The 8,413-nt window shown below is 60.1% G+C and carries 9 protein-coding genes and 1 pseudogene; 5 read left to right on the forward strand and 5 right to left on the reverse strand.

The annotated features are described in order from the left end of the window. Positions 1-148: 148 nt before the first annotated feature. Positions 149-1,009 carry an ABC transporter permease gene (locus CON76_RS12330; protein WP_101103740.1) on the reverse strand — a complete coding sequence of 287 codons (861 nt, stop codon included), beginning with the start codon at positions 1,007-1,009 and terminating at the stop codon, positions 149-151. 41 nt (positions 1,010-1,050) lie between these two features. Further along, the gene (locus CON76_RS12335; RefSeq protein WP_101103752.1) at positions 1,051-2,130 is read right to left on the reverse strand and encodes an aliphatic sulfonate ABC transporter substrate-binding protein; all 1,080 of its coding nucleotides are present in this window, start codon (positions 2,128-2,130) and stop codon (positions 1,051-1,053) included. A 287-nt stretch (positions 2,131-2,417) separates the two neighbouring features. Between CON76_RS12335 and CON76_RS12340 the strand changes: the two genes are divergently transcribed. The 3 genes from CON76_RS12340 to CON76_RS12350 are packed head-to-tail and all read left to right on the forward strand — an operon-like array spanning position 2,418 to position 5,879. Then, positions 2,418-3,287, forward strand: coding sequence for a TauD/TfdA dioxygenase family protein (locus CON76_RS12340; RefSeq protein ID WP_101103742.1), 870 nt, complete (start codon positions 2,418-2,420; stop codon positions 3,285-3,287). Positions 3,288-3,317: 30 nt separating this feature from the next. Next, positions 3,318-4,679, forward strand: a complete 1,362-nt coding sequence (locus CON76_RS12345) for an LLM class flavin-dependent oxidoreductase (RefSeq protein ID WP_101103744.1) — start codon at positions 3,318-3,320, stop codon at positions 4,677-4,679. A 15-nt stretch (positions 4,680-4,694) separates the two neighbouring features. Beyond that, positions 4,695-5,879, forward strand: coding sequence for an MFS transporter (locus CON76_RS12350; protein ID WP_101103746.1), 1,185 nt, complete (start codon positions 4,695-4,697; stop codon positions 5,877-5,879). A 39-nt stretch (positions 5,880-5,918) separates the two neighbouring features. On the opposite strand, the gene CON76_RS12355 is transcribed toward CON76_RS12350, so the two are convergent. Continuing rightward, a complete protein-coding gene (locus tag CON76_RS12355; protein WP_101103748.1) occupies positions 5,919-6,863 on the reverse strand; it encodes a CysB family HTH-type transcriptional regulator in 945 nt (314 codons plus the stop codon). After that, positions 6,860-7,876, reverse strand: coding sequence for a sulfate ABC transporter substrate-binding protein (locus CON76_RS12360; protein ID WP_101103750.1), 1,017 nt, complete (start codon positions 7,874-7,876; stop codon positions 6,860-6,862). Before CON76_RS12360 ends, CON76_RS12355 begins: the two co-directional genes overlap by 4 nt. On the opposite strand from CON76_RS12360, the gene CON76_RS13220 reads away from it, so the two are divergent. Together CON76_RS13220 and CON76_RS12365 are read left to right on the forward strand one after the other, a co-directional pair. After that, entirely contained in the window at positions 7,875-8,042 is a 168-nt protein-coding gene (locus CON76_RS13220; protein ID WP_169929063.1) for a hypothetical protein, read from the forward strand. The two genes, CON76_RS12360 and CON76_RS13220, sit on opposite strands and share 2 nt — an antisense overlap. A 70-nt stretch (positions 8,043-8,112) precedes the next feature. Then, positions 8,113-8,241 (forward strand): annotated as a pseudogene (locus tag CON76_RS12365) (ammonium transporter); the annotation flags it as partial. An 8-nt stretch (positions 8,242-8,249) separates the two neighbouring features. Here CON76_RS12365 and CON76_RS12370 read toward each other — a convergent pair. Continuing rightward, a complete protein-coding gene (locus tag CON76_RS12370) occupies positions 8,250-8,372 on the reverse strand; it encodes a zinc ribbon domain-containing protein (protein ID WP_420812950.1) in 123 nt (40 codons plus the stop codon). Positions 8,373-8,413: the final 41 nt, after the last annotated feature.

Genomic DNA, 8,413 nt, shown 5'->3' on the forward strand with positions numbered 1-8,413 from the left:
TACAGTTTGGTTTCGGCATTGCCCGTCCTCTCATCCAGATTCGATACCTCGATGTTCGGGCATTTCAAGGGCAATGCCGTCCTCGTTTCTACGGATTGCGGTGAAATATCCGGGCTAGGGTTGAAATCCGACATGTTCTGCACTCCCTTCACAGCCCCGGCTTGCGCCAGCGCAACAACCACACTTCGGTGCGTACCAGTACTTGATCCAGCAGCAAACCCACCAAGCCCACCGCCAACACCACATCAAGCTGGAACAGCTGCCGCCCGTACACAATCAAAAAACCAATGCCTTCCGACGAGGCCAACAGCTCCACCACCACCAGCGCCAGCCAGGCGTGGGTCAGGCCGTAGCGCACACCGTTCCAAATTTGGGCCGTGGCCGCCGGCAACACCACCTTGGTCAACAACTGCCAGCGCGTGAGACCGTACACACGGGCCACCTCCACAAAACGGTTGGGCACGCCCTGTATGCCTTGGCAAGTATTGATGGCCACCGGCACCAGCGCCGCTTTGGCAATCAGCAAATACTTCAACGATTCGTCAATGCCCACCACCAGCATCAACAAAGGCAACCAGCCGATGGTGGGCACCTGACTGAACGCCTTGAACAGCGGGAACACGTAATCGCGCAAGGTGGTGGACAAGCCCATCGCAGCGCCCAGCAACCAGCCCAACCCCAGTCCAATCGCAAAACCTGTGAACACCCGCACCAAGCTGATGCCCAGGTGATCCCACAACTCACCGCTGGCGGCCAAACCGGCAAAGGTGTCCCACACCACGGCGGGCGGGGGCAGCACCTGCTCAGGCACCCAACCCTGCACCGCCGACCACTGCCACAACGCCAGCAACAGCAGCGGAAACGGCCAAGCCCACAGCCATTGCAGATACCGCCCCTGCCCGCCGCCCCCCTGGCGCGTGGTGGTGGTCGGCGGCGGGATAGACGACGCTATGACAGCACCACTACCTCCAGCGCCCACCCCTACCGCTTCCAATGATTTGAGTTCCATCTTGTCCTCCGTTCAGGCATGCAGCGCCCTGCCACCCGCCGTCAGCGGGCCAGCAACTTGCCGTCGGCGGCGTAAGCGGGCCAATAGGTTTCTTGCTTCAGCTCCTTGAGCGCCACATTGAGGTAACTGCGGTCAAACCACGAAGCGACTTCGGGCTTTTTGCGGATCAATTTCAGCGCATACGCCTCGTTGGCCGCGTCCTGATAGCGCGCCACCAAGAACGGATCGAGCAACGGCGACAGGCGCACCCGCAGCGGCTGCCCTACAAAGTCTTCGCGCCACACTTTTTCCGGGTATTCGGTTTTGCCCCAAGCGGCAAACAGGTCGGCACGCTTGTTTTCATCGGAATACTGGTGTGCGGTTTTGACGATGGCCGTCACCACCCGCTGCACTGCTTGCGGGTGCTTGGCGGCGAAGTCGTCCGTCACCAACAACGCGGTTTGGCGGGTGTATTTGTAGTTGTCAGCCCCGGCGGACCAAATCACCTTGGCCAGCCCTTTGTCGCGCAAATCGAACAGGCCCACGTAACCAAAAGTGGCATCAATGTCCTTGTTGGCCAAAGCGGTGTTGGCGCTGGGCAAATCGAGGTTGATGAGTTTCAGGTCGCGCTCTTGCAAACCTTTGTCGGCCAAAGCGCGGGCGGTGGCCAAATGCAAATTGGTGCCTTTAAACACCGCCACCTTTTTGTCTTTCAGATCCTCAATTGTCTGAATATCGGAATTGGGCTGCACCGCCAAATACAACCCTGTGCGCACCCCACTGCCCAAAATGATTTTGGTTTTAACACCACTGGATCGATGAACAATTGATGGCAAATCCCCCTGCCACGCAAAATCCAGTTGTTTGTTGACCAGCGCCTCGTTCACCGCTGGGCCAGCCCCTTTAAAAAACGTCCATTCAATTTTGACACCCTCTTTTTTAAATTCCTGCTCCAGCACGCCATCGGTGTAGGCCAGTGCGGTGGAAGTACCGCCGTGGCGCACCGGGTTGCTGCCCACGCCCCCGGTGGCAATGCCAATGCGGATGGTTTTGAGCGGTTCCGCCGACTGCGCTTGCAGTGGCAACAAGCTGGTCACGCCCCAAGCCAGGGCGGTGATGGAAAGAAGTTTGGACAGTTTCATGTTGTGCATCCCGTGTGATTGATTGAATGGATGCACTGTAAAGGGCAACGCTTGTCACCGGAACGAATCAAAACGGATAAACAAATCACAAATGTGTTTAGGCAGCAAACACATTACCAAAACAAATAAACCGCTGCTTGAACAACCACGCAACATTCACTGGACAAAAAATAATTCATGCGTTTTTCAGATAACCACATACCTATTGCTTCGTTGTATCCATTCCAACCACGGCCTACATTGCAGACATCCGTTTTGGATTGCCGTATTTTTTCAGGAGCCTTGTCATGTCACAACTGAACGATCCCACCCTGCCTTACACCCGTTTTGGCGTTGAGCCTTACACCCCCACCATTGGGGCCGTCGTCCACGGCCTGGACTTGCGCCAGCCTTTGGACGAAGCGACCCAAACCGAACTGCGCCACGCACTGGCCCAGCACGAGGTGCTGTTCTTCCGCGACCAAGACTTGACCCCCGAACAGCAAGTGGCCTTCACCCGCACCTTTGGCGGTGTGGCCGAGGTCAAGGCCTTCTTTCCACGGCTGGCCGAGCACCCGGAGATTGAAATCGTCGAAAGCACCGCCGAACGTCCCAAAGCCGCCAACAACTGGCATGCCGACATCACCTGGCGCGAACAACCGCCACTGGGCACCAGCCTGTACGCGCAAGTGATTCCGGCCAGCGGCGGCGACACCTTGTGGGCCAGCCTCACCGCCGCCTACGCCAGCCTGCCACCGGCGTTTCAGGCGTACCTGGAAACCCTGACCGCCGTCCACACCTGGGAAATCAGCGGCTGGACCGAGTACCTGCTCCACAAAGATGCCAGCGGCGAACAACTGCGCGAAGCACGTGCCAAGTACCCGCCGGTGGAACACCCCGTGGTGCGCACCCACCCCGTGACCGGCAAAAAAATCCTCTACGTCAACTCCACCTTCACCAGCCACATCAAAGGTTTGCCACGCGCCCAAAGCGATGCGCTGCTGACCCAGTTGTTCGAACTGGCCCGCGTGCCCGAATTCCAGGCCCGCCTGCGCTGGGCACCCGGCACGCTGGCCGTGTGGGACAACCGCTCCACCCAGCACTACGCGGTGGGCGACTACTTTCCGACACACCGCAAGCTGCACCGCATCACCATCACCACCGACCAAACCTTCTGACCCCACCACACACCACGGAGAACCCCCACCATGTCGAACCGCAAACTGCGTCTGGGTGCCTTTTTGATGCCCACCGGCCACCACATTGCCGCCTGGCGGCACCCCGGCGCACAAGCCGATGGCGGCATCAACATCGACCACTACATCGAACTGGCCCAAACCGCCGAGCGCGGGCTGTTTGATCAAGTGTTTGTGGCCGACAGCCCCGGCGTGGAATTCACTGGCAGCCAAGAAGCGTTCAGCCGTCAAGGGCGTATGTCGCACTTTGAACCCGTGACACTGTGGGCCGCACTGTCGGCGGTCACAAAACACATCGGATTTGTGGCCACAGCCTCCACCACCTACGAAGACCCGTACCTGCTGGCGCGCAAGTTCGCCTCGCTGGACCACATCAGCAAAGGCCGTGCGGCATGGAACGTGGTCACCACCAGCGCCGAGAAAGTGCATGGCAACTTTGGGCTGGATGCCCACCCCGATCCGGCCACCCGCTACGAGCGCGCGCACGAATTTGTCGATGTGGTCAAAGGCCTGTGGGACAGCTGGGACGACGACGCGTTTGTGCGCGACAAGGCCTCGGGCGTGTACTTTGATCCCGACAAACTGCACACCCTCAACCACGTGGGCAAGTACCTCAAGGTCAAGGGGCCGCTGAACGTGGAGCGCCCACCGCAAGGCTACCCGGTCATTGTGCAAGCGGGCTCCTCGGAAGACGGCAAAGAACTGGCCGCCGCCACCGCCGAAGCCATCTTCACCGCGTGGACCAGTCTGGCCGAAGCGCAGGCCTTCTACCAAGACGTGAAAAGCCGCATGGCCAAATATGGCCGTCGCCCCGAGGAACTGGTGGTCATGCCCGGCATCAGCACCGTGATTGGCCGCACCGAGGAAGAAGCACAAGCCAAATGGGCCGAGTTGCAAAACCTGATTCACCCGTCGGTGGGGCTGGCCACGCTGCAAAAATTCTGGCCCAACGAGGATTTGACACAGTGGGACTTGGACGCACCCCCGCCCTACTACCCCGACCTGCCCCGTGGCATCGACAGCCGCTTGCACGTCGTCATCACACTGGCCAAGCGCGAAGGCTACACCGTGCGCCAGCTCTACCAGTATTTGGCTGGAGCGCGTGGACACTGGGTGGTGGTCGGCACCCCGCAAAGCATTGCCGACCAGATACAAACTTGGTTTGAAAACGGTGCGTGCGACGGTTTCAACGTCATGCCGCCGGTGCTGCCGCAATCGCTCAACGAGTTTGTCGATCTGGTGGTGCCTGAGCTGCAAAAGCGCGGTTTGTTCCGCACCGCCTACGAAGGCACCACCTTGCGCGAAAACCTGGGTCTGGCACGCCCGGTCAGCCGTTACAGCCAAGCCAACGCGGCACAAGCCAAAGCGGCTTGAACCTGAACACCCAGCATGACCTTCGCTGCCACTTGGCTGGCCCGCCACCGGTTCCTGATCGCATTCGCCACGCTGTCCCTGTTCATGGGCATCAGCGTGGGGCTGGCCAAAGTCACCACCAGCCTGTATGCGGTACAACTGGGGGCCACCGGGTGGTGGCTGGGGGCCATTGCTGCCGCACAAAGCGTGGGCATTTTGTGTACCGCCTTGCCCATGGGCGGGTGGGTGGAACGCTTTGGCCCACGGCGGCTGTTCATGCTGGGCAGTTTGTTGGGTGGGGTGATGTACTTGGTGCTGCCACTGGTACCACACACCGCTTTCTTATTGGGCATGACGGCGCTGACCGGGCTGGTCATGCCCACCCGCTTTGTGTCGCTGCAAATGATCTTCATGGCCATGTTGCAACACATTGGGGAGCGCAACGCCGGTTGGCAACGGGCGGCGCACATGTCGGGCATGTTTTTGCTGGGGCCACTGTTGACGGCGGTGGTGATTCAAAACGTGGGTCACGCAGGCAGCTTCTGGTGCGTGGCGTTGATGTTTTTTCTCACCATTGGCTTATCGCAACGGGTATTGCACCACCCATTGCCCACCCCGGCACAACCCCTTGCACGCGGCGGCACTTCCACCCCCGGCCCGAATAAGGTGTGGGGCATCTTTCGGCACCGCCAAGCGCGTTACTTGGGTTTGCTGGAAGCCGGCATCCAAAGTCTGAACATGTACTACGCCTTCTTCATTGTTGTGATTGCAGTACACCAGCTCCAGATTCCACTGACGCAGGCCAGTTCGCTGGTGGCAGTGCAAGGCTGCACCTTCATTGTCGGTTTGCTGGGGCTGGGCGCTTGGGTCGAGCGTTGGGGCACGCGCACGCTGGGCATCGGGGTGACGCTGGTGTTGCTGGCCACCGGCACATTGGCATTCGGCCAACACTTGGCCAGCTTGTGGCTGGGCGGGGCACTGTTGGGTCTGGGCCTGAGCGTGCTGGAGGTTCGGGTTTTGGGCCAAATGTCGCAACTGGGCACAGAATTGGGGCTGGGCCGCATGGCCAGCTTGAACGCCGTGGCTGGCCCGCTGGGGGCCATGTTGGGCGGGCTGGTAGGCGGCTGCGTCGGCCACATTTGGGGCCTGCAACACACCTTCCTGGTGTTCGTGCCCGTGTTTGCCGTTTTGTGGTGGCTGGACCAACAACAACCGCGTTGATACAAGACGCATTTCCACTGCCTACGCCACCGCCCCACCTCACGCCAAGCGGCTGCCCACCGCCCGGTTCAACTCCTCCAACACCACATCGCGCGTCAGGGTGGGCACAAAAGTCTCCATGAAGCCATAGGCAAACCCCGGCAACCAGTGGCTGCGGCGTATCCCCAAGCGGGTCACGTTGATGGGGAACAGGTGCCCCACGTCGATGGCACGCAAATGGCGGTCGCGCTCTTCATCCATCGCGATGGAGGCCACAATGCCCACCCCCATTTCCAGCTCTACATAGGTCTTGATCACGTCGGCGTCCATCGCGGTCAACACCACATCGGGCTGCAAACCCACGGCGGCAAACGCCTGGTCGATGTGCGAGCGCCCGGTGTAGCCCTTCTCATAGGTAATGATGGGGTAGGCAATCAAGTCGCGCAACGTCACTGGCGCTTGCAGTTGGAGCAACGGGTGTTCTGGCGGCACCACCACGCTGTGGCTCCAGTGGTAGCACGGCAGCGTAACGAGCTGGTCGTAGGTAGCCAAGGCTTCTGTGGCCACGCCAATGTCGGCCTCGCCAGAAATCAGCATCTCGGCCACCTGTTTAGGCGAACCTTGGTGCAAGTGCAACGTCACGCGCGGATAACGCTGGCGAAAATCGCGCACCGCGTGCGGCAAAGCGTAACGGGCCTGCGAGTGCGTGGCGGCAATCGTCAAGGTGCCTTCTTCGCGGCCTTGCAATTCCTGCCCGGCGCGGCGCAAGCTGTCCGCGTCCAGCAACAGCCGCTCGATGATGGGCATCAACGCCTTGCCCGCGCTGGTCAGCCCCAGAAAACGCTTGCCCGCGCGCTCGAACAGTTCCACACCCAGCTCATCTTCCAACTCGCGCACCTGGCGGCTGACCCCGGGTTGCGAGGTGTGCAGCCGGGCCGCCACTTCGGTCAGGTTGAAGCCACAACGTTCGGCTTCGCGCACGGAGCGCAGTTGTTGCAAATTCATTTGGCGGTGTAAATTTGGTCAAAGTTGGCACCATCGGCAAAATGCGCTTGGGTGGCTTGGGCCCAACCGCCAAAGGCCTGGTCGATGGTGAACAGGTTGAGCTTGGGAAACTGCTTGGCGTACTTGGCCTGCGCCTTGGCCGAAATCGGGCGGTAGAAATGCTTGCCCGCAATGTCCTGGCCTTCGTCGCTGTAGAGGTACTCCAGATAAGCCTGGGCTACGGCACGGGTGCCTTTTTTGTCCACGTTCTTGTCCACCACCGTCACCGCTGGCTCGGCCAGAATGCTGATAGAGGGATATACCACGTCAAATTTGGCCCCAAATTCCTTTTCCAGCAGGTAGGCTTCGTTTTCCCAACTGATGAACACATCGCCCTGGTTGCGCTGCGCAAAGGTGATGGACGAACCACGCGCCCCGGTGTCCAACACCGGCACATTGCGGTACAACTTGCTCACAAAGTCCTTGGCCTTCGGCTCACCACCGTACTTGCGCTTGGCAAACTCCCAAGCGGCCAAATAGTTCCAGCGCGCACCGCCCGAAGTCTTGGGATTGGGCGTAATCACCTTGATACCGGGCTTGACCAGATCGTCCCAGTCCTTGATGCCCTTGGGGTTGCCCGCCCGCACCACCAGCACGATGGTGGAGGTGTACGGCGAGCTGTTGTGCGGCAGGCGTTTTTGCCAATCCTTCGGAATCCAGCCGCCGTTGGCGTGCAGCGCGTCGGTGTCACCGGCCAGCGCCAGCGTGGCCACATCGGCTTGCAAACCGTCAATGATGCCGCGCGCCTGTTTGCCCGAACCACCGTGCGACTGCTTGATGCTCACGTCCTGGCCCGTCTTGGCCTTCCAGTGTTGGGCAAACGCGGCGTTGTACTCCACGTACAACTCACGGGTCGGGTCGTAGGATACGTTGAGCAACTGCACCGGCTGCGCTTGTGCCGAGGCCCAGCCCGACACCACCAGCGCAGCGGCGGCCAGGGCTTGAACCGATGAACGACGAGAGAACAGAGACATGTTTTTCTTCCTGAAACGGGTTGCTGTTGACCGCCATCATCAAAGAAAAGACCCCCCGCAGGAAGCAATAAAAATTCAGTTACTCATTACAAAAACGATGATAGAAACCCTGTTGGGGGGCCGCTGCCCAGCTTGCACCGCTTTGGCACGCTGTATGCTTGCCTGAGTGCCCAAGCGCCCCCAGTGGCACAGTTTTGGAACATCATCACACGCTTCACGCACCGTTGAGGACAAGCATGGAAACACTGCACCAGGGCACCGACGTCCTGTTCATTCTGCTGGGCGGCATCATGGTGCTGGCCATGCACGCCGGGTTCGCGTTTCTGGAGCTGGGCACCGTCCGGCACAAGAACCAGTTGACATCCTCCCCGCCCTAAAGGACGGGGATTCCTGCTGCCAGACGGCGATGCCCCGCCGCGAGAATGTTTTTGGCCGCGTTCACGTCGCGGTCGTGTACCGCTCCGCATTCGCTGCACGTCCATTCCCTTATTCGCAAACCCGCCCTACCTTTCGGACTGCTGGCGGGGATAGCCCCGC

The organism is Macromonas bipunctata (assembly GCF_002837135.1).
Taxonomy (GTDB): Bacteria; Pseudomonadota; Gammaproteobacteria; order Burkholderiales; family Burkholderiaceae_C; genus Macromonas_A; species Macromonas_A bipunctata.